The sequence below is a fragment of the Chryseobacterium jejuense genome, assembly GCF_017877355.1.
In the GTDB taxonomy this organism is placed as follows: domain Bacteria; phylum Bacteroidota; class Bacteroidia; order Flavobacteriales; family Weeksellaceae; genus Chryseobacterium; species Chryseobacterium jejuense_A.
Map to the genome: position 1 here is coordinate 25,826 of NZ_JAGIPR010000001.1, position 19,828 is coordinate 45,653.

A 19,828-nucleotide genomic window follows, 5' to 3' on the forward strand; every position below is an offset into this window, starting at 1 on the left:
TAATTTAAATTATTTTAGATGCAAAACTCAAATAATTCAAATTAGAACAGGTTTCAAAAGCTTAAAAATGGAGAAAATGGTACCTATTTGATGGTATTTTTATATTCATTGGGGGTCTGGCCGGTAACTTTTTTAAAGGCTTTAAAAAAAGTTGTTTTTGAAGTAAACCCAGCTTCTAATCCCATTGTCAGTAGATTATAGTTGTCATATTCCGGATCTGATATCATTTCCTTCACAGCTTCCACCCGGTATTGATTGATATAATGGGCGAAATTGTCTCCTGTTATCGTATTTACAATTTGTGAAACATATCCTGCACTTATGCCTAGTTTTTCAGCAACTTTTTCTCTGTTTAATGTACTGTCGGTATAAATGTGCTCGTCTTTACAAAGAAGTTCCAGTTTTTGAAAATAAAGATTGTCAGCTGTTATAGATTCCTTGTATGCTTCTGCAGTGCTATTTTCTTGCGTTGTACTGTTTTCTGCAACTTGCAGATTGGGATGTATAATAGCCAAATCGTTGTTTAGAAAATGGTAGACAGCGTCTTTATTTTTTGCAAGCTTGTATTTGTAAATGCCTATGTAGGCTGTCCAGTGCATGATAAATGTTGCCGATAAAGCCAGCCCACTCATGGTAGAGGAAATGTCTATTCCAAAAAAGAAGCCAGTCATATACGTAATTAGCCAGGTAGATAATAATAAATAGAGCGTCGTTAATAAGGTAATTACCCATTTTTTCTCTTGTGGGTCTTTTAAGTGCCTTATCATAAAATAAGAGTAAAAAGGTGGAAACAGGATGATGATAAAGGCAAATAAAAACTGAATCAGTCTAAGTATATTGATGATGAAAATGCCTGAACCTGTGATTTTATAAATTCCTAAAATATCATTAAGATGGTATAGAATAACAAAAGTAGAGGAATAGACAAATGGAATGTAGTACAAATACGTTCTTTGTCTGTTCTTTACGGTATCATCAATTCGGTTTATTATAAACAGGAAGATGAAGACAGGCAGTAAAAATATCCACTCAATATAGTCCAGAAAACGCAGCAAAGGATAGGATGTAAATGCACCTTCAAGTTCAAAAACATAATTCAGTAAAACCATGGAAAGTGCAAATAGTAAGTAGGCTAAATACTTATTTGAATTACTATTGAATAAGGAAGATTTTAGAATAACTACGCCTAAGACTATTCCCTGAAAAATAGCAATATTTAAAAGTGTTGTATAGATCAATTTTATAAAAGTGGTTATAAGGATTTATGGTGGCTAAATGTAGCTCTTTCATACGAATTGATAAAAACAATTAACTTTTTTAAGGATCAGGACATCTGCTCAGCTGAAATGATTTATTAATTGGTGTAAAAATAAATGTTTTTTTAGTATTAACCCCGCCATTTTATCAAACTGCTGTTATATGCCATTTATTTTTATTTTCCATTGATGTCATCATACAGCTTATCCACTACTTTTTCTAAAATTTCTCCTGTTTCATTAAAGCTGGTGTTGGTCAATATGGATATTCCTATATTTTGTTTAGGATAAATCACAAACCAATTCTGCATTCCGTATATCCCTCCGTGATGCCTGTACATTAATTCATTACCATTTTCTATGATGTACCAATGATACCCTTCCCAAAAATCAGAGCCTTCTTTATATAATTTTTTATGAGATTCGTTGACAATAGGATTTGATGAGTCAAGCTGCAATTTCATATACTTCACCAAATCGGTAGTCGTAGAGTGCAATCCTGAAATTCCACCCCATAAAGTTCTGTTGAAGTTGGGCATTAACTCGTTTTTATCGTTATAGCCTTTTACCAGTCTTGTTCTGTCATTTTCATTGAGTGTAAACTTGGTTTGGTTCATGGTATTGGGTTTCAAAACAAATTCAATGACCAGTTCCTCAAAAGATTTTTGATATACTTTTTCAAGGATATAGGCGGTCAGCTCCGGAGCCGTGTTTGAATAGTAATAGACTTCTCCGGGTTTCGTCTCAATGTTGATGAGTTTTAAACCCTCCAGAAAAGCCTTTTTATTTTCGCTTTTTATAGGGAAATTAGGAAATCCACTGGTATGGGTGATGAGGTGTTTGATTTTTATAGGTTCACCTTTAAACTCTAAATTAGGATAAGGTTCATTAAGATAGATTCTGATATCATCCTCTAAATTTATTTTTTTATCAAGCACGGCTTTAGCGGCTACATAACCTGTAAAGGTTTTAGTGACAGAAGCTAATTCATAAAGGGTAGAATCGTTGGGTTTGTTTCCTTTTCCAATCGTTAATTCTCCAAAATGTTTGATGGTAGATTTTCCATCTTTAAGCACGGCAATGGAAACAGAATGAAATCTTTTGTCCTCCAATAGCTGAAGAGCATTTTTTGTAATCGCATTTTCAACATTTTGTTTATGGATTGGGTGAACACTTTTACATCCAAGTAAGGCAAAAAATAAAATAAGGGTTACATATTTCATGGTCAGAATTTTAATTTGATATTCATAATCTGATGCAAATATGCTGTAGAGAATCTTGAATAAAGTCCGTATAAAAAAGTCGGACTCATTTTATTCATTAAAATGAGTCCGATTATCTGCAATCCAAAGTCCGATTATTTGCAATTGATTATTTATCAGCTGTTTCTGAATGCTGTTGGCGTTTGATTCGTATATTTTTTAAACGAAGTATGAAAAGAAGATTTTGAATTGAAACCTACTTCATATAAAATTTCTAGCACCGTATATTCTTTTTTCGTGGGATCTTTCAGAATCATCATTGCTTTTTTAACGCGGTATTCATTCACAAAATCAAAAAAATGCTGATTGAGGTGATGGTTAATTAATACAGACAACTCACGAACAGGAATACTCACCTGATCTGCAAGTTCCTGAATTGTTAATGAAGGTTCTAAGAAAGGTTCTTTTTCAACCATGAATTTTTTAAGCTGTTCGATCTGAATATTTTTTGTTTCATCGGTTTTATTTTCAATTTCCGGAGTTTCAGCAAAATCTTTTGTCGGCTGTAAGGTAGAATCAATTCTTCGGAAAAGCTCAGGATAATTTAATGCCTTTAATATAAACCAGCAGGCAGCCAGTAAAAAGGAAGTTCCTGCCAGAATATGCAGCCAGATAAACAGATCGTTGTATGCAGTATATCGTATGATATTTTTAAAAATAATACATACATGGATGAATAAGAAAATGAGGGTAAGCTGAAACAGCCATTGGTATAACAAGGTGTTAGGATTCGTGTAGTTTTCAAGATAAACCTTCTTGTATTTTTTGAGGATCATGAATATACCAACGATATAAAAGAAAAACTGCAGTTCCCCGATGAGCTGATACGCAAACATTTCAGGGGAGTGCCACATCGTTGTAAAGAATTCTTTTTTTGCAGTACCTTCTGCAAGATAAAGCCTTGGAACTAATATTAAGTTGGCAACAATGAAAGGAATAAGATGCAGTAAATGCTTTCTTTTTAAGGTGAAATCAGAATAACAAATAGCATTCACATACAGATAGAAAAGAGGCATTACCAATAAGTACGCAGATATTTTGAAAGCTTTCAGATTGTAACTATCTACAAAAAGATGCATAAAAATTCCGCTGATATCAATGGCATTGATGATCAGGAATGCTGCAAATAACCTGTTTTCCAGTTTTCTTTCTGTTTTTACTGTTAATAAAAAAACAGAAAGCAGCAGCGATACAAAAACAGCTATCGCAGCAATAACTTCCAGAAAACTTAATTTGTCCATTAGTTTTTTTACAAAAATAGGATATAAGTGATAAAGAGAAATGATTATCAATCATCATTTTTCAAATATTGTGCTCTGCTGTAGAAAGTCTAGCGACTTTGAGCTGGTAAATAAGATCATTTCCTTTACACTTGATCCAATGTCAGGAGACTTCGAAGAGCGGGAAAGGGACTTTTAAGTTAAATTACCGTTTTTGATAGATCTATTGATATTCAGATTAGTAATGCCGGCCAGGCACCAAACGAATATAAAAATACCAGCAAATAAGTACCATTTTATGCACTTTTAAGCTTTTGAAACCTCTTCTAATTTTTCTTATGTGAATTTTGCATTTAAATAATTCAAAGTACATTTTATGAAAAAGTTTTTATTACTAGCTGTTGTTATTTTTATCACCTCATGTAGTCATGACGATTCAAACCCCTCACCAGATAGAAAAGCACTGGCACAGCAAAAACTTGCTACAGCTTTGTCCAACTTCCCCGGTTTAAGCCTTAGTGTAAAGACAGCTTCCGAGAATTATACCCTGGTTGCAGGAGATGCGGTAATGAATGAAAAGTCGATGGCTGCTTCTGCACTTCACTATATGCAGAGTATTTCAAAAACCTTTACCGCAGTTGCTGTCCTAAAACTGAAAGAGGAGGGCAAAATTAATCTCGATGCCAAAGTAAACACCTATCTTCCTGCCATTTGTAATCATCTGCCCAACGGAAATATCATTACGGTAAGGCAACTGCTTACGATGACATCAGGCCTTCCTGATTATTTGGATAGTGATCCGTTTTTAAACGATGTTGTTGCAGGGCCACTGCCTATGACGAGCGAACAGGTGTTGAGCTATGTATATAATCAACCTGCAAAATTTGCACCCGGAACCTCATTTGGGTATTGCAATATAAATTATCACTTGCTGGCTCTTATTATTGATCGTGTTACTCCAAACGGACATCGACAGTATATTACAGACAAAATAATTAATGCCATTGGACTTTCCAACACTTATTATATAGCAGGCTCGGCAAGCCATACGGCTCCCGAAAGAACAACGGCTAACTATCTGGAAATAGATGGCACTTTTAACGATGTGAGCGAATTGCAGTTAGGTACAGTACGTACCTTCATTGGCGATGACGGTATTGTGGCTTCCGCTCAGGATATAGCTGGATTTTACTACAAGCTGCTCCATGACAAAACGGTACTGTCACCCGCATTGCTGGAAGAAATGAAGGTTACGGAGAGTGATCAGGGTACTCCGATATATGGCTTAGGGCTATATTTTTATAAAACCAATGGCGGCCTGCAGGCCATCGGTCACCAGGGTAGTGGTATCGGAGCCGGTGCCAATGCTTTTTATTTTCCTTCCAAAAATACCAGCGTCGTCCTGTGTACCAACGCGGGAACGCTTTTCGATGCATTAAAAGAGGAGCAGTTACAGGCGTTGTATGAGGAAATTATAGGGATATTGCTTGACTAAAAACTAATTTAAACCGCCGTATCGCGTTCCTTACTTACGAAGATATAAGCTAATGATGAGCCATCGGTTAGCAGTAATGGAAAGAGAAGTAAAGAAATTGCCATTGGTCTCTTCATCAATATTGATACTGTCAACAGTCTGCTGCGCAAAATCTCCCGACTTTGAGCTGGTAAATAAGATTATTTTCTTTAAACTTGCTTCAAAATCAGGAGACTTCGGAGAGCAAGTGATGCGAACATTACTTATGATTTTACATTCATAAATGTACCGTAAACTTCGTAGATAAATAAGAAATGCCCCTTTTTCAGGGGCATTATATTATGGTGCTTTTACTTGCTCTATCTTTATGAATACTTTAGAAAGGTTGGGTTGGGCACTGCCTGAAGTGGGTGCTCCTACCATAATGGTTGCGGTATAAGCGGTTTTTGAAGAAGAATTACTGTCTATCCAGGTATATCTTCTATGTTCAGGTCCGCCACCGGCTCCATCTATAATACCTATGTTCCCCCAGTAAGCAGTTCCTATTGGCCCTGTGCCTTGAGGAACCCAAGAAGTTGATGAATCTGCCATACCACCCCATACTCCTGAAGTAATATTGTTTGTTGTTACAGCTGAACCAATATAACCACCATATTCGGTATTATAATTCCAATATAGATTAACGGTAGAACCTGTATTATTATACAATTGTACATTAGGAATGGCAGGGGTTGTACCACTTGTGGTGTCAAATATTACCCTGATCGAATACTTACCATCTGAAGTAGCAAGAGGTAAAGTATAGGCTTGTTTCCCGTTGGGATCGGTTGTTAGGGTAGGATATCCCATTACAGCGAGAGATGAAATGTCTGCACGACTGGTATTTCCCACTGTAGCGGTACAGTTTTGTCCTGCTGTTAAGAAAGGAACTGCAGTGCTGTTCAGAGGAAGGGTCATATCATTACCAGTGGTAGGAGTCCCAGTCACGGAGAATACCAATTCGCCATCACCAAACTCTAAAGTTCCGGGTCTTAGCTGGAAGGTTAATCCGTTCACGGTAAAAGGAGCTCCTGAATTATACGCACCTCCGTTTCCTTGGCTATAAGTAACTCTCAGGTTTCCGTTGAAAGGAGTACCGGCAGTATAAGTAGAAGGATTTAAGTAAGCTGTGGTACATTGTAATGCGGAAATCGCCGGAGAGATGGCATTTGTTGCTTGTGTAAGTCTCTGCCATACTGATCCGTCAAAATAATAATAGCCCATAGCAGTAACAAGGATCCGTTGTCCTGTGGCATCTCCGCCAGTAACATCCGTAATGTAAATTAATGCTCCTCTCTGATCGCTGCCATAGGTAGCCGTATTGGCTGTAAGCTCAGCTCTTGTAAGCCTCGGAGCCTGTAATCCGAATGTTTGTGTGTTATCTGTAATCACTCCTGAGCCATCTCTTTTAGCAGATACATCCATCGTTGTTTTTGGTAAAGTTGTATTGAAGCCTACTTGGGCAAACGAGAATCCAGAAATAAGAATAGCACTGAATTGTGTAAATTTTGTTTTCATGGTAAGGTGTTATTTTGTGTAAATCAAATATAACTTTTTTTCATGAATAAATAAAAAAAAACATTTATAGTTGAAAAAAAAGTAATTAACTCGTAATATTCTATTAAAATATGGGGGTTTCGGATTGGTTTGTAATGTTTTTAATTTCAGTATTTTAAGTTTGATTAAAACTATTTATATCAAATTCTGTCAAATTCTTTTTTTCTCTAAAATGATATGATTTTTGCTTAATATATAGATGTTTATACTCATTGTTTTATTTCTAATCGGTTCTAATATCTTGAAAATATAACTAAATATATTATAGTTAAATATAAATGGTTATAGGTGAATTTAATAAATTATCCAAAGTCTAAAATAAACGAGTTGCATTTTCTTGATAGAATTCTAAATTGTAAACACTTTTTTGGGTGTCAAGAGAACTTGACGAGACATTATTCAAAATTATCCGGGGTCAAACTGTTTAATTTTTATCTAAATCACATGCTTTGAGTGTTCTTTGATTGAAAATATTTTGTGACTTTTAACCCCGTTGAGTCTTCAATTTTTATTTTATATAAAATAGTTTAAACAGCTTTAAAGTATAATTGGGTACATCCAGGTATATAATGCCATAATTTTTCTATATTTAGAAGTGTATTAGTATACATGTTTATGAATGTTTAGAAAAATAGTTTGTGTTTATATTTTGCACTCTAAAGTATGCCTATCCATATTAATATAAGGTGACTATATACAATTTTACACCACTGTCATTGACTACGTCGAATCTTCGATTTCTGACGAAGGAAGAATCTCATAATATGGCTTAGATTCTTCATTTCACTTCGTTACATTCAGAATGACAGAATCATAATAATAAGATAACCGCATTAGTGTAAAATTGTATATAATTACCTAATATAAAAAAGATAATGCCGATAAACCCAATACCTCCGGACGGAGGCATGTTATATAAAGAAACAGATATGGCTCAGTTATTCCCTGAGCCATTAAATGCAATAACTGCTCTGTTATTTTTAGCCTTAGCCATTTTTTGGACCTTTAAAATCAAGGGTAATTTTAAAGAATATCCTTTTTTAACATACTGCTTAATTTTATTATACATTGGTGCCATAGGGGGAACTGTTTATCATTCATTCAGACAATGGCCGGTATTTATTATGATGGATTGGATGCCCATTATGTTGCTCTGTTTGTCTGCCGGATTTTATTTTGTAGTTCAGAGAATCAGATGGTACTATGCTGTTTTAATGGTTCTTGTATATCTAATGCTCATGTTTGCTTTGAGAAACTGGATTTTGATAGACAACACTTCTCTCTTTATCAACGTAAATTATGCCGTCATGGCTTCATTTGTGCTTTTTTCGGTAGTAAGCTATTTAATCTATACCCAATGGAAAGCTGGCAAATGGGTAGGCTTTGCTTTATTGTCATTTGTTTTTGCACTTACCTTCCGTATAGCTGACAAATGGGACTGTTTAAGTTTCGGAACACACTTTTTATGGCATACTTTTGGGGCGGCAGCAACATTTTGCATGTTTAATTATATCTACCTTACGCGGAATAACATTAAAAAAACATAAGTAGTTTTTATTTCTTTGCTGTACAAATTCTCCCGACTTTGGAGCTAGTAAATAAGGTCATTTCCTTCAAACTTGCTCCAAAGTCAGGAGACTTCAGAAAGTGGGGGAATAAATAAAAAAGCGAATGCACAACTTCTAAAAAGAAATAAAATTTCAAAAATCTATATAAAAGCAATCTAGCTTTATAAACGAGTAATTGTCAATCGTTTTTTGTACTGTCAATCCAACCAAAGCAAAGTGTTTCATCAACGGCTTCACTCCAACTTATTGAAGGGAGGTTAGACTTGTTTGTGTAATAAAGTCAAACAGGTTGTTTGGACTGTTGGTTTTTCCCAACCATTGTTTCCCACCTGTTCTGCTTTGAGGACAATATGTTTCTCCTTCCTTGTTAAGCATTCTGTTGTTCTAACCATTTTAAAATGGAGTGGGTAGTTTCTTCTGGCTTTTCTTGTTGAATCCAATGGCCACAATCCAGTGTAACAATATCCAAATTAGGAACAATATTTTTTAGGTTTTCAGATTTGGGAATCGTGTCCTGTTCACCATATATCATAAGAGTTGGTTGATGAATGATTGGGGTTACGTCCGCCATTAAGTGCCAGTTTCTATCAAGGTTTCTGTACCAATTTATACTTCCTGTAAACCCTGATGCTTCGAAAGCAGAAACAAATACAGACAGTTCGTTGTCTTTCATTAAGGGTTCTCCCAGTGGATTTTCTGCTCTTGCAAGATTGATCATTAGCATTCCGGGCTCTGGTGGTGTCGCAGGTACATTTTTGCGGAATATGTTACGGAGGAACTGAGAGGTGTTTTCATTCATTATAGCATCCGCTACTCCTGGCTGTTGATTGAAGTGAACAAAATAGAAGTCTCCTCCAAATATAGCTTCCATAAACTCAATCCATGGTTGTTCTCCGCGCTCCTGATAAGGCAAAGCCAAATTTATTATTTTATTTACCCGCTCAGGATGCAATAGTGCCAGGTTCCAAACGACATTGGCTCCCCAATCGTGACCAACAAAAATGGCATCTTCATATCCAAAGTAATCGAGTAGTGCGACCAGGTCACCTGTCAGGTGTACAATATCATATTCAGTTACTTCGGTCGGGCGGGATGAGTTGCCATAACCTCTCTGATTGGGAATGATGACATGATAACCAGCTGCAACCAATGCTGGCACCTGATGACGCCAGGAAAAAGCATGTTCCGGAAAGCCGTGGCAGAGTACAATAGGTTTTCCAGCATTCTGCTTACCTGCTTCAAAGACTTCCAGTTCCACACCATTGACTGAAATAAGAGTGGGGTTGGGAAAATGGGTTGGCTTCAATACTGAGCTAATTGCGTTTGTCATTTTTATTCTTTTAAAGATTAATTAATGATGCAAACTTACAGCAGCAACGTGACAGCAGTGTGTCAGCAGTCAAAAATAAATTAGATCTATTACCTTATGTTGCGTAAAGTCTCCCGACTTTGAGCTGGAAAAAAAGATTATTTCCTTTAAACTTGCTTCAAAGTTGGGAGACTTCGGAGAGCTCGTAATACACCTTCGTTGAAGTCGGGCAAACTACCTGAAAAAGAAGTAATTTGCGATAAAGTTTACATATAATGTAAACTTTTTTTGTATATTTGTTAAGTAATGTACGTATTAAATAAAATTACGGGTAAGAAACAGGCTGCAACAATAACTAAAATTGCTGCTGCTGAAATTTCGCAAATTAATAAAACCGGGCGATTTGATTTTAATTGGAACAAAGAAAAAAACTTTCATGTTTATAAATTAACAGCAGAAGACAAAGAAGAACCCATAGGACTGCTGTCAATAGAGGAGCGGTCACAGGATTATGCTTTGGAAATCAGACTTCTGGCGGTCTCCAAAGAAAATGTTGGTAAATCGCAGAATTATAGCAGAATTGCGGGCTGTCTTATTGCATTTGTATGCAGAGAAGCATTTAAAAAAGGATTTGGAGGGTATGTATGCTTAAAGCCAAAAACAAAACTTGAAAAACATTATATACAACAATATGGACTACAGTCAACCAAACTATATTTGATAACTGAAGGAGAAAATTCATTAAAATTAATTCAGGAATATTATGAAGACAAATAGAAAGGAAAGTAAGGAAACAGATTTTTCAAAGTTTACAGGTGAAGAACTTGCGGATGCTTTTGTCTTTCCTGCAGATCAAATTTTGAATGCAAAAGAGAAAAAAGAGGAGGAGGACTTTTGGGTAGCTCGTCGGAACCAATTTGATAATCGCACTCACAGGCAAAAAATGTATTCAAGATTGTTACAGCTAAAGTTTCAATTGGAAGACTATATAGATAGCAGTCAATATTTGGAAGCTTTTAGTTTTGGATTTTTTTTAAATGAGTATGTTAGCAGACAAGACAAAAAAGATAAGGACTTTGCTGTTGAGGTGGATGTGAAGCCAGCTGTACTTAGCCAATATATTAATAATCATCGAAAGCCGACAGATGAGTTCATCATCAGGCTTGAATTACATTCCAACGGACTGATTCCCGCGATAAATTGGTTTAAGGTTATCCAAAAAAATAAAGAACATGAAATTATGACCAATCAGAAATTAAGAGATGAAGAAAGTAAGCATGTTAAAAACAGACTTGGGTTTGCTTATTAGCTTTCATTTACTATAGCTGGTAGCTTTCAGATAAATCAAGACTTTCAGCAGTAACTTCGGCAGCAAAAACCCGATTGCAGATAATAGTTCTGAAGAAGGAATGTGCAAAACCGGAGAGTGGAGCTGGTGAAAAAATAATGTAAATCCTGCAATAATATAGAATTGTAGGATTTTTGTTTTTATTTCTGCTGTGTAAAGTCAGGATATTTCGGAGATTGAGAATTAAACATGGTTTTATTTTTACATTCTTAAATAATGATACTTTATTACCCAAAATATAATAAAATTGTTAAGGCTGAAAAACGAAAAAACCCTCTATTTTAGAAGGTTTTCTTATGTTAAATTTTAAAACATTATTAAATGTTTACTTGTAATTCAAATGGATTACTAATAGATCTTTTTCCAAATCGTTCTAATAATTGAACATTATCGTCTGGACTAATATTTTCTTTTATCAATATTTCTTTAACCTTAGGTTGTTTTAATCCTGGAATACGAATGTTAAAAAATGGCCATAACTTATCACTTTCATATTTTTTATTTATATCTGGAAAGCCTATTATTAAATTATAATCATTACTATTATTTTTAAACTCTTCCGAATATTCAAAATGCCATATACTACTTTCTTTAGAATACGACAATACCCCTACCTTTAAATCTTTTAAAAATAAGTTAAAACTCTTTACAATTGGTTGTAATTCATAACTATTAGAAGCATCTATAATTTCATCTACTGATACAGAAGATCCTTCTTTGCGTAAAATTGCTAAAATACGTCCTAATCCTAACATAATTTACTTTTTAATTTTTGAAATCTTTCTTTAATAATAATTCGTATAATTTTTTTTCTTTGCTCTGAAAAATAAATAAAAATCTCTTTTTCTAATAGATTTATTATTTTATTTTCCATTTCATCGTTTACAAGTTTGTCAATTATAGATTTGAATTCATCATTATAATTCCAAAGAAATTTGATTAATTCAAAATGATTAATTGATTTATCATCTTCTATACTAATTCTTGGACACGAATTTTTTAAATATTTATCTATTAAGGTTCCCTTATCTCTATCATAATTAATAAGATACCTTTCAATATTGGCTTCGTCAAAATTCCAAAGCAATCCTCGTGCCGAATCATATATTGGTGCAAAGATAACACTATTTTTTGTATTTTTGATATTCCTTATTATACCCCAATTGTAAAAATGTCTATCATTGTTACCTACAATAGCATCAAAAGTCAGCATTTTAACAAATTCTAGCATAATATATTCAAATTCATCAGGAAAAACATTTCTAATAGCATCTTTTACAAACTCAAAAGTAAATAGTTCTCTTGCCATTTTTCTATTATTAGCAATAGATCTAGCTTCATCTAAGTTTCCTATATATTCACCACAAATATCTGCAGCATGAACTAAGACTTCTTCTTCAGAATTTAGAAAAAATTTACTTAAAAATCTTATTTGATTATTTGCAATTACTAGTCTAACTTCATTCATTTTCAAACATAAAATATCACCAATCCTATTTATTGCAAATTCTATAATAGATTCATGAGGATACCATTTTTCGGCTGTTTTTGCAATATATGGGGTCCATGTCTCTAATTTTTTCTTTTTTAATTTTGAATTTTTAATATACTCATACATAAAAATAAATTGTTTTGGAGCATCACCATCTAATGGTATATCTCTTATATAGTAATTTTTATTTTTAAGAATTTGAATTTTATTAAGATTAAAAATTTCTCCAGAATTACTAATTGAAGTTTCAAGTCTTAGTTTTTTATCAATCATAAACCAAAAATAATTATTTTTACTAGTATAAAATACAATATTGATAAAATGCTTATTAATCTTTAATTGTTTTAGATTTTGGAATAAATTAAAAATCATTTTAATTCTTATTTTGTCATGATGAAGCAAATTTCCGCAATGATAACGACAAAACACGTCGTATTAAAAATAATTAATATTTTGGCTTCTTAACCAGTTTGTATTGTATTTTTTATTACTAGAATTAACAAATTTCATAAATGCATAATAAATAAATTGGCATTGTTATAATTTACTTGTCAGTATTTTCTTGAACAGTTGAGACAGTCGTAATAGTAGCTTCTTCTAGATTTTCAATGGTGAATTCTTTTAATAATTTCATAATTAATTGAATTATAGTAATATGCGTGTTGGGTTTTATTGATTTATGACAGGCTACATCTGAAGTTTAATGATTTAATAAATTAATCACTAAAGATTCTTACAATTAAAAAGTTATTATTAAACATGTATTTTAACTAATCTGCTAATTCAACTTATTGTAATAAAAGCTGCTTTAAAACTATAAAATATTAAAAGTTACTAACATCTATTAACAACTATTGTAAAATTGATTTTTAAATTTCCTATCTTTGCTAAAGTAGATAATATAAATGTGGATATATTCCACAGGCGGTAATGCTGAGTTTGTAATCAGAACGACTCAGGTTGCAGCCTGAGTCGTTCGGTAATTGGTTTAATTCAAAAAATCCGGATCAATGGAAACTTTTGAAAAAAATGGAAAAACTTATAAAAAAGTTTTTACCAGATCAATTAAAAAGAATGGTAAAACTATTTACCATCCAAAAGGAGGTTTATTTGTTTTCTACGTAGAAATAAAATAGTTCCTTTTTAATGATACTCCTTGTTGACGCAGGGAGTATTTTTATTTGTATCAACTTTTAATTATTGCTATTTAAAAATTGTTGTTGTCATCTGCAACAATGCAAATATATAACAAAATGTTTTATTTGAAACAAAATGTCATGACATTTTGTATATACATTTTGTGTATGTAGTGTAAATGTAAAATAGAGAAATATTTTTGTGTTTTCAAAATGTCAAATAATTAACATCAAACTGAAATTTCTTTAATTATTTTGGTACATCATTATCTAAATTTAAACTCTCAGCAGTATTATTTAAATAATGAATCATTAAAAAAATCTTGTAAAGTAATTTTTAAAAGAATACAGAATCTTTTTATAGTGTAAATTGTGACGCCTCGTTCACTTTCAAAACTTTCCCATCTGTTTACTTGTTGTCTGTCAATATCATGAAGCTTAGCAAAATCACTTTGGCTCAATCCGGTAGACTCTCTTAAATCAATTAATCTTTGAGTTATTTTATTTCTAAGTTCAATATCTTCATTGTTAAGTTTGCTCATTCAACAATTTTAAATTATTTGATAAAAATATTTGTAATCCATTTGGTTTACAAAATGTATTTTCTTACATTTGTCCAATAAACTACAATAAAGTAGTTTTGCGATACTTCAAAGAATAATAGAAGCTATTGCTTAGAATCTCGATTCGAAAACTGGTAATTTTTAGCATACGAGACGATAAGCAGGAAGCTCACGACCTAGGCGTGGGCTCTCTTATCTGTATGCAAGGTATACCAGTGCCCCGAATCGGATATTGTAGAGTCCCATGCCGTTTTATTTTATGCTGTTCTGCTTTTCTACAATCATCTTTTTCTAAGCTGCTTCACTAAATAAAGTATCATGATAGGATACAATGGAGTGTACAATCCATTGCGGTCTCAGGGCTTTCACGGGAACACAGATTTTATTTCTATTCATCATTTATCATACAGCTCAGCGCACATCGGTAGGCTGGTGGTCTCATGCATTCTAAAAATACAAACAATGAAAAAGATAAAAACAGATTTTGCTCCCCGGTTTCGGGCAGGTAAGAAGTGCTCCGGGTTGCAGCTGATGGAAATTTTCTTTCAGTTCAATGAGCTGGATGCTTCCAAAGAATTGCTCAGCAACATTATGAATTATGCGGTAAAGAGGAATAGCTGGATCCATGAAGATCCGGCGGTTATCTTTGAGTTTTACCAGTCGATGAGGTCCTTGATCCGGGCAGGGTATCTCATCATGCTGAAGGAAAGGCAATGGACGGTCGATACCCGGCCGGAAAAGATTTCCCCATGGGTTCTTGGTCTGCTTTCGGAGAAAGAATACCGGAATCCTCTGCTGGTTTTCAAAACAGCATTCAGGGAATACACCCTCAAAGAATTTGATTATTTTATGTCCGGAATTGTCTATTTCTCAATGGGTGTCTATGAAAATCTACCGGAAAGGAATATCGTGATGCCCTACATTCATACGGTTAAAATGCTGGATGCCGCACACCTTATCCTTCAAAGAAGGAGAGAAAAGAAAATGGCTGACGCAACTTCAGGATAAGAAGGTTGAGCGTAAATAAAAGGTTGGGAGTTGTTGATACAGATATCCTTATATTTTGTTGACAAGACTCAATAGGACATGTTTGAAATTATTTTTTTGATTAAAAAGATTAACTCAAAGTTTATCAATAATTCCGCTTTATTTTAAGTGGGCAAAGTGATGCGACTTCGTCAGGGATGAAGCGGTATGCTTATCCGTACGCTTCGACGAATCAACGAAGTTGATTCTGTCTTTTTGCTTCCTGAAAATATGTGTAATGAAGTTAAAGCTTTACGTTAGAAAAACACTTCATCAGTACATTATCTTTTCATATCACGATTTGTATAAACAGACAAATGAATGACTGAACTATTTAGAATATTCATAATCAACAAATAAATTGTTTTCCACATGTTGTATTCCCGGGGTTTTCCAAGCAATACGACCCGCTTCTTCTTTCTGATGCCAGGAATTTACTGTTCCTGTTAAAGTAACTGTGGTGCCGGATACTTTTATATGGATGTCACTATCATATACAATCCAGTTCATTTTCATTGCATTTTCAACATCTTTTTGCTTAATGGCATCTATTATTTCTGATTTGATTTTAATATTATTGATGATAGCCTTCACCCCTGGAAGACAGTAGAGTGCGTTTTTTGTCATTTCTCTTTGATAATCCCACTGCACTTCACCCTCTAAAGTTACCTGGCCGTCGTCTACAATTACTTTGATCATATTTTCAGGAATTAATACATTTGATTTAAAAGCTTCTACAATTTCATCGGCAATTTCAATATCGGTCTTTGATGAGGAATTTGGAATTTTTACTTTAATATTATCTACTAATACTTTTACTCCAATCACTTTTTTTGCAGCCTTCTCCGCCTCAATTTTTTTTGCATAGTTGTCAACGATTCCTGTAATAGAAACCACACCGTCTTTTGCGGTAACGCCAATTTCTGCAGCGTGTAATAATGGTTCCCATGTAATGGCATCCTGAACATTTTTTTGTAGCTGGGCATTTGTTTTCATAATATGTTATTTCTTATCCAAAATTCCATAAACTTTGTAGAAGATACTATGATATGCATCACGATGAAATCTGATACTGATCAGATATAAAAATTTAATCTTTATTAACCTGAGTTCGGGATAAGACATTTCTGTTTTTAATAAGTAAGGAAGTCTGGAGCTGGGAGAGGGAAGTGAACTGAACTGAGGTTAAAAATCTTTTTTATCTGATTTAGCAATATCATGTTTTTAAATGATCAATGTCATTATTTATAAATAAGATATTTTGGAAATTTACAGTAATACATTCAGAACAAGGGAAACTTCACTGAATATGTAATCTTTGTTTGAATCATTTTCTTACAAAAAGGTATTCTCTTGAGGGTACCCTTCGTGTAGCTGAAAAAATAATGAAAGATCAATTTAACCATATAATATAGAAATAATGATAGGAAACCAGCACCCATGGCATGATATTCTACCCGGAAACGATGTTCCTCGGATGGTAACGGCAGTTATTGAAATACCCAGCGGTAGTCATGCGAAATATGAAATTGATAAGGTCTCAGGATTCATCAGATTAGATAGAATTCTTTTTTCTTCCATGCATTATCCTGCCAATTATGGTATTATCCCGCAGACTTATTACACTGATGGAGATCCATTAGATATTCTTGTTTTATGTTCAGAAAGCCTCGTACCGTTAACCGTGGTTAATGCAAGAGTTGTCGGCATCATGGAAATGACGGATGAGGACAAAAAGGATCATAAAATACTGGCGGTGGCTGAAAATGACTCATCCTTGAAGCATATCAATGATATTGAAAATATTCCTGTTTATACCAGAAATGAGATTCAGAATTTTTTTGAAGAATATAAAAAATTGGAAGGAAAGACCGTAAAGGTATTTGGTATCAAAGGCAAAAAGGAAGCTTTCTCTTGTATTGAAGAAAGTTTATCAATGTATATTAATGAAATCAAGCCTAAAATAAAAGAGGATTAATGTAATAAGATCTTTTGATTTTATAATTTCATACCCGGCATCATGGGGATAAAGAACCAGCACACTACCGAAATAATGATTATACATATGACATTAAGTACAAATCCTGTTTTCATCATCGTCTGAATTTTTATGTTTCCTCTGGCAAAAATTATTGCATTTGGAGGAGTTCCCATAGGAAGCATAGATGAGCAGCTTGCACTTAATGTCATGGGAATCCCTAAAAGTAGAGGGTCGATATGTAAGGACAATGCTAAAGTAGTTACTACCGGCGAAAGGATCATCACCAAAGCCAGATTGCTGATTACTTCGCTTAAAAAAATAGAAATGGCAGATATGGTTACGATAATTAAAAGCAGATTACCGGTGGTAATATAGGCTAAACCGTTTGCCAACTCATGAGCTAACTGTGATATCTCAAGAGCATTGGCTAATGCAATTCCTCCTCCAAATAGCAGTAGTATATCCCATGCCATCTTTTGAGTATCGCGCCAAACCAGTAATCTTTCAGGTTTCCTATTTTTCTTGTTTCCGGATGGAATTAAGAATAAAAGAACAGCACTCAATAGGGCAATAACCGTGTCGTCCAGTTTAAAAAAAATCTGCCAATTATTTAACAGGTCTTTTGAAATCCATAATAAAACGGTAAAAATGAAAATCAGCAAGACTCGCACTTCGGGTCTGCTTATTGCTCCCAACTGAAGCTGGGACTTTTTTATCGTGTCTGAGGCCTCATCATTGTGTTGAATATTATTAGGGTACATTATTTTTACCAGTACTCCATAAAGCATTAATAATAAAACTAAAGTCAGCGGCAAAAACAGCACCATCCAGTCAGAAAAGCCGATGCTGTAATTAAACCTGTCTTTAATGTAACCCACATACGCAACATTTGGAGGGGTAGCAATGACAGTACCCAGAGCAAAGTTGGAAGCATAAGCAATAGAAAGCAATAGTGCTAAAGAAAAGTTTTGTGTATTTTTTTCATTTTTATTGTGATTATTAACGACGTGGATGACTGATACAGCCAATGGATACATCATCATGGTCGTTGCGGTGTTACTGAGCCATAAACTGAGGAAGCCTGTTGCCATAATAAAACCAAGGATGATACGATTGCCATTGGTTCCTGTGATTCTTATAATTCCCAAGGCTATTCTTTTGTGGAGATTCCATTTTTCGATGGCTATTGCAATAAAAAAACCTCCCATAAATAAAAAAACGATTGGATCTCCATAGCTTTGAGCGACTTCTTTTATGGAAGAAACACCAAAAGCAGGAAATAAGACAATAGGTATTAAAGCGGTAACAGCCATAGGTACCGCTTCAAATATCCACCAGATAATCATAAGAACAGCAACGGAAAGAACCTGATTAGCATGATGAGATAATGTAAAAGGATTAATTATAAAACTTAATACACTGAGTAAAAGACCAATGATGAGGCCTATTTCTTTTCTGTGGTTCTTGTAGTAGGTTGGCATGGCGGTAAGAATAAATGAATCATACTTTTGAATGGATTAACAATAATCATCTTTTTTGTCTTTCGGTTTCTTTTTTCTTTTTATTAAAATAACCTCTTAGTAAAAAATTATTCCTGGCGGCGGCTTCAAGTTCTCTCAGTTCACCGACGCCTTTCTCAATATTGATAATCGTGGAATCAACTGACTTTCCAAGTTTAGGATTGTTGGTGAGCTTCGATAAAACATTCTCATCATTGTTTATTTTTGAAGTAAACTCTATTAAATCATCAGAGCTTTTTTCGAGATTGCGGAGTGTCTTTTCTATTGAAATAGCTAAAGTATCGTTGGAAGATAATTGAGAAAGCACATTATTTTTATCATTGAGTTTTGTGGTGAAAATACTGATTTCACGAGAACTGTTCTGTAAATTAGAAATGCTGTTTTCAATATTATCTGACCATTTCTTATCGGTAAATATTTTTGCAACCGTTCCGTTTTTATTATTCAGTATAGGTGTGAATTTTGCCAATTCCTGAGAGCTTATTTGTAGATTTTCTATGGTTCTGTCAATTCTTGCAGCAAAATCCTTACTGGTCATTATTTTTGTCAACAGGCTATTTTTGTTATTCATTTTTGCACTGAACTCAACTAGCTGATCGGTAATTGCTTTTGTATTATCAGCACTTTTCTTTACACTTGAAAAGATGTCGTCTATTTCAATGGTTTTATAAGAGGCAATCATATCATTATCCTTCACAATGGTAGTGGAAGTGTTACCGGGTGAAATAATAAGAATTTTGTCGCCCATTAACCCGTCTGATGCTATACTGGCAACAGCATCAGTTTTTATATATTTCTGAACATCCTTTTCAAGTAATAACTTTACCAGAACCAGTGAATCTGAAACAAAATCTATTTTGCTGACTGTTCCGATGTTAATGCCGGATAGACGAATCGTACTGCCTTGCTTTAGCCCGCTGACATTTTTAAATTCTGAACGCAGCACGAAATTAGAGCCAAACAGGTTTCTGTTGACACCAATAAAATAGATGGTAATTATAAAAAGAAGGACGCCTATTGTGACAAAAATTCCCAATTTCCAGTTGTTTGATGATTCATTACTCATAGCTGTTTTGT

17 protein-coding genes are annotated in these 19,828 nt (G+C 33.9%); 6 read left to right on the top strand and 11 right to left on the bottom strand.

Features of this window, described 5'->3' with window-relative positions; translation table 11 throughout:
* Positions 1 to 83 precede the first annotated feature (83 nt).
* The 3 genes from J2772_RS00145 to J2772_RS00155 all read right to left on the bottom strand — a co-directional run bounded on the left by J2772_RS00145 (position 84) and on the right by J2772_RS00155 (position 3,759).
* The gene (locus J2772_RS00145; RefSeq protein ID WP_209912306.1) at positions 84 to 1,238 is read right to left on the bottom strand and encodes a helix-turn-helix domain-containing protein; all 1,155 of its coding nucleotides are present in this window, start codon (positions 1,236 to 1,238) and stop codon (positions 84 to 86) included.
* A gap of 194 nt (positions 1,239 to 1,432) precedes the next feature.
* Positions 1,433 to 2,479 carry a serine hydrolase domain-containing protein gene (locus tag J2772_RS00150; protein WP_209912307.1) on the bottom strand — a complete coding sequence of 349 codons (1,047 nt, stop codon included), beginning with the start codon at positions 2,477 to 2,479 and terminating at the stop codon, positions 1,433 to 1,435.
* A 155-nt stretch (positions 2,480 to 2,634) separates the two neighbouring features.
* Positions 2,635 to 3,759 (bottom strand): helix-turn-helix domain-containing protein, encoded by a 1,125-nt coding sequence (locus J2772_RS00155; protein WP_209912308.1) that lies wholly within the window; start codon positions 3,757 to 3,759, stop codon positions 2,635 to 2,637.
* A 469-nt stretch (positions 3,760 to 4,228) separates the two neighbouring features.
* On the opposite strand from J2772_RS00155, the gene J2772_RS00160 reads away from it, so the two are divergent.
* Entirely contained in the window at positions 4,229 to 5,233 is a 1,005-nt protein-coding gene (locus tag J2772_RS00160) for a serine hydrolase domain-containing protein (protein ID WP_209912309.1), read from the top strand.
* A 318-nt stretch (positions 5,234 to 5,551) separates the two neighbouring features.
* On the opposite strand, the gene J2772_RS00165 is transcribed toward J2772_RS00160, so the two are convergent.
* On the bottom strand, positions 5,552 to 6,769 hold the full coding sequence (locus J2772_RS00165; protein ID WP_209912310.1) for a hypothetical protein: 1,218 nt from the start codon (positions 6,767 to 6,769) through the stop codon (positions 5,552 to 5,554).
* Between the two features lie 914 nt (positions 6,770 to 7,683).
* Between J2772_RS00165 and J2772_RS00170 the strand changes: the two genes are divergently transcribed.
* Entirely contained in the window at positions 7,684 to 8,355 is a 672-nt protein-coding gene (locus J2772_RS00170) for a hypothetical protein (protein ID WP_209912311.1), read from the top strand.
* A gap of 388 nt (positions 8,356 to 8,743) precedes the next feature.
* Here the strand turns inward: J2772_RS00170 and J2772_RS00175 are convergent, their stop codons facing one another.
* A complete protein-coding gene (locus tag J2772_RS00175) occupies positions 8,744 to 9,706 on the bottom strand; it encodes an alpha/beta fold hydrolase (RefSeq protein WP_209912312.1) in 963 nt (320 codons plus the stop codon).
* Between the two features lie 285 nt (positions 9,707 to 9,991).
* Between J2772_RS00175 and J2772_RS00180 the strand changes: the two genes are divergently transcribed.
* Positions 9,992 to 10,462, top strand: a complete 471-nt coding sequence (locus J2772_RS00180) for a hypothetical protein (protein WP_209912313.1) — start codon at positions 9,992 to 9,994, stop codon at positions 10,460 to 10,462.
* The gene (locus J2772_RS00185; protein WP_209912314.1) at positions 10,449 to 10,994 is read left to right on the top strand and encodes a helix-turn-helix domain-containing protein; all 546 of its coding nucleotides are present in this window, start codon (positions 10,449 to 10,451) and stop codon (positions 10,992 to 10,994) included. The genes J2772_RS00180 and J2772_RS00185 overlap by 14 nt, the downstream gene beginning before the upstream one ends.
* 356 nt (positions 10,995 to 11,350) lie before the next feature.
* On the opposite strand, the gene J2772_RS00190 is transcribed toward J2772_RS00185, so the two are convergent.
* The 3 genes from J2772_RS00190 to J2772_RS00200 form a co-directional block, all read right to left on the bottom strand.
* The gene (locus tag J2772_RS00190) at positions 11,351 to 11,788 is read right to left on the bottom strand and encodes a HipA N-terminal domain-containing protein (RefSeq protein ID WP_209912315.1); all 438 of its coding nucleotides are present in this window, start codon (positions 11,786 to 11,788) and stop codon (positions 11,351 to 11,353) included.
* Positions 11,782 to 12,897: a HipA domain-containing protein gene (locus tag J2772_RS00195; protein WP_209912316.1), complete on the bottom strand. Its 1,116-nt coding sequence runs from the start codon at positions 12,895 to 12,897 to the stop codon at positions 11,782 to 11,784. The genes J2772_RS00190 and J2772_RS00195 overlap by 7 nt, the downstream gene beginning before the upstream one ends.
* 1,057 nt (positions 12,898 to 13,954) lie before the next feature.
* Positions 13,955 to 14,203: a helix-turn-helix transcriptional regulator gene (locus tag J2772_RS00200; protein WP_209912317.1), complete on the bottom strand. Its 249-nt coding sequence runs from the start codon at positions 14,201 to 14,203 to the stop codon at positions 13,955 to 13,957.
* A gap of 483 nt (positions 14,204 to 14,686) precedes the next feature.
* Between J2772_RS00200 and J2772_RS00205 the strand changes: the two genes are divergently transcribed.
* Entirely contained in the window at positions 14,687 to 15,232 is a 546-nt protein-coding gene (locus tag J2772_RS00205; RefSeq protein ID WP_209912318.1) for a hypothetical protein, read from the top strand.
* A 348-nt stretch (positions 15,233 to 15,580) separates the two neighbouring features.
* Here the strand turns inward: J2772_RS00205 and J2772_RS00210 are convergent, their stop codons facing one another.
* Entirely contained in the window at positions 15,581 to 16,246 is a 666-nt protein-coding gene (locus tag J2772_RS00210) for a BON domain-containing protein (protein ID WP_209912319.1), read from the bottom strand.
* 424 nt (positions 16,247 to 16,670) lie between these two features.
* Here J2772_RS00210 and J2772_RS00215 point away from each other — a divergent pair, with 424 nt between their 5' ends.
* Positions 16,671 to 17,228 carry an inorganic diphosphatase gene (locus J2772_RS00215; RefSeq protein ID WP_209912320.1) on the top strand — a complete coding sequence of 186 codons (558 nt, stop codon included), beginning with the start codon at positions 16,671 to 16,673 and terminating at the stop codon, positions 17,226 to 17,228.
* A 20-nt stretch (positions 17,229 to 17,248) separates the two neighbouring features.
* Here J2772_RS00215 and J2772_RS00220 read toward each other — a convergent pair whose 3' ends face one another.
* Positions 17,249 to 18,712: an SLC13 family permease gene (locus tag J2772_RS00220; RefSeq protein ID WP_209912321.1), complete on the bottom strand. Its 1,464-nt coding sequence runs from the start codon at positions 18,710 to 18,712 to the stop codon at positions 17,249 to 17,251.
* Between the two features lie 46 nt (positions 18,713 to 18,758).
* Positions 18,759 to 19,817 carry an MlaD family protein gene (locus J2772_RS00225; RefSeq protein ID WP_209912322.1) on the bottom strand — a complete coding sequence of 353 codons (1,059 nt, stop codon included), beginning with the start codon at positions 19,815 to 19,817 and terminating at the stop codon, positions 18,759 to 18,761.
* Positions 19,818 to 19,828: the final 11 nt, after the last annotated feature.

Bases quoted from the DNA above. Each gene is read 5' to 3' on its own strand.
- J2772_RS00150 (WP_209912307.1), bottom strand. From the start codon at position 2,479: ATGAAATATGTAACCCTTATTTTATTTTTTGCCTTACTTGGATGTAAA.
- J2772_RS00155 (WP_209912308.1), bottom strand. From the start codon at position 3,759: ATGGACAAATTAAGTTTTCTGGAAGTTATTGCTGCGATAGCTGTTTTT.
- J2772_RS00165 (WP_209912310.1), bottom strand. From the start codon at position 6,769: ATGAAAACAAAATTTACACAATTCAGTGCTATTCTTATTTCTGGATTC.
- J2772_RS00170 (WP_209912311.1), top strand. From the start codon at position 7,684: ATGCCGATAAACCCAATACCTCCGGACGGAGGCATGTTATATAAAGAA.
- J2772_RS00175 (WP_209912312.1), bottom strand. From the start codon at position 9,706: ATGACAAACGCAATTAGCTCAGTATTGAAGCCAACCCATTTTCCCAAC.
- J2772_RS00180 (WP_209912313.1), top strand. From the start codon at position 9,992: ATGTACGTATTAAATAAAATTACGGGTAAGAAACAGGCTGCAACAATA.
- J2772_RS00185 (WP_209912314.1), top strand. From the start codon at position 10,449: ATGAAGACAAATAGAAAGGAAAGTAAGGAAACAGATTTTTCAAAGTTT.
- J2772_RS00190 (WP_209912315.1), bottom strand. From the start codon at position 11,788: ATGTTAGGATTAGGACGTATTTTAGCAATTTTACGCAAAGAAGGATCT.
- J2772_RS00195 (WP_209912316.1), bottom strand. From the start codon at position 12,897: ATGATTTTTAATTTATTCCAAAATCTAAAACAATTAAAGATTAATAAG.
- J2772_RS00200 (WP_209912317.1), bottom strand. From the start codon at position 14,203: ATGAGCAAACTTAACAATGAAGATATTGAACTTAGAAATAAAATAACT.
- J2772_RS00205 (WP_209912318.1), top strand. From the start codon at position 14,687: ATGAAAAAGATAAAAACAGATTTTGCTCCCCGGTTTCGGGCAGGTAAG.
- J2772_RS00210 (WP_209912319.1), bottom strand. From the start codon at position 16,246: ATGAAAACAAATGCCCAGCTACAAAAAAATGTTCAGGATGCCATTACA.
- J2772_RS00215 (WP_209912320.1), top strand. From the start codon at position 16,671: ATGATAGGAAACCAGCACCCATGGCATGATATTCTACCCGGAAACGAT.
- J2772_RS00220 (WP_209912321.1), bottom strand. From the start codon at position 18,712: ATGCCAACCTACTACAAGAACCACAGAAAAGAAATAGGCCTCATCATT.
- J2772_RS00225 (WP_209912322.1), bottom strand. From the start codon at position 19,817: ATGAGTAATGAATCATCAAACAACTGGAAATTGGGAATTTTTGTCACA.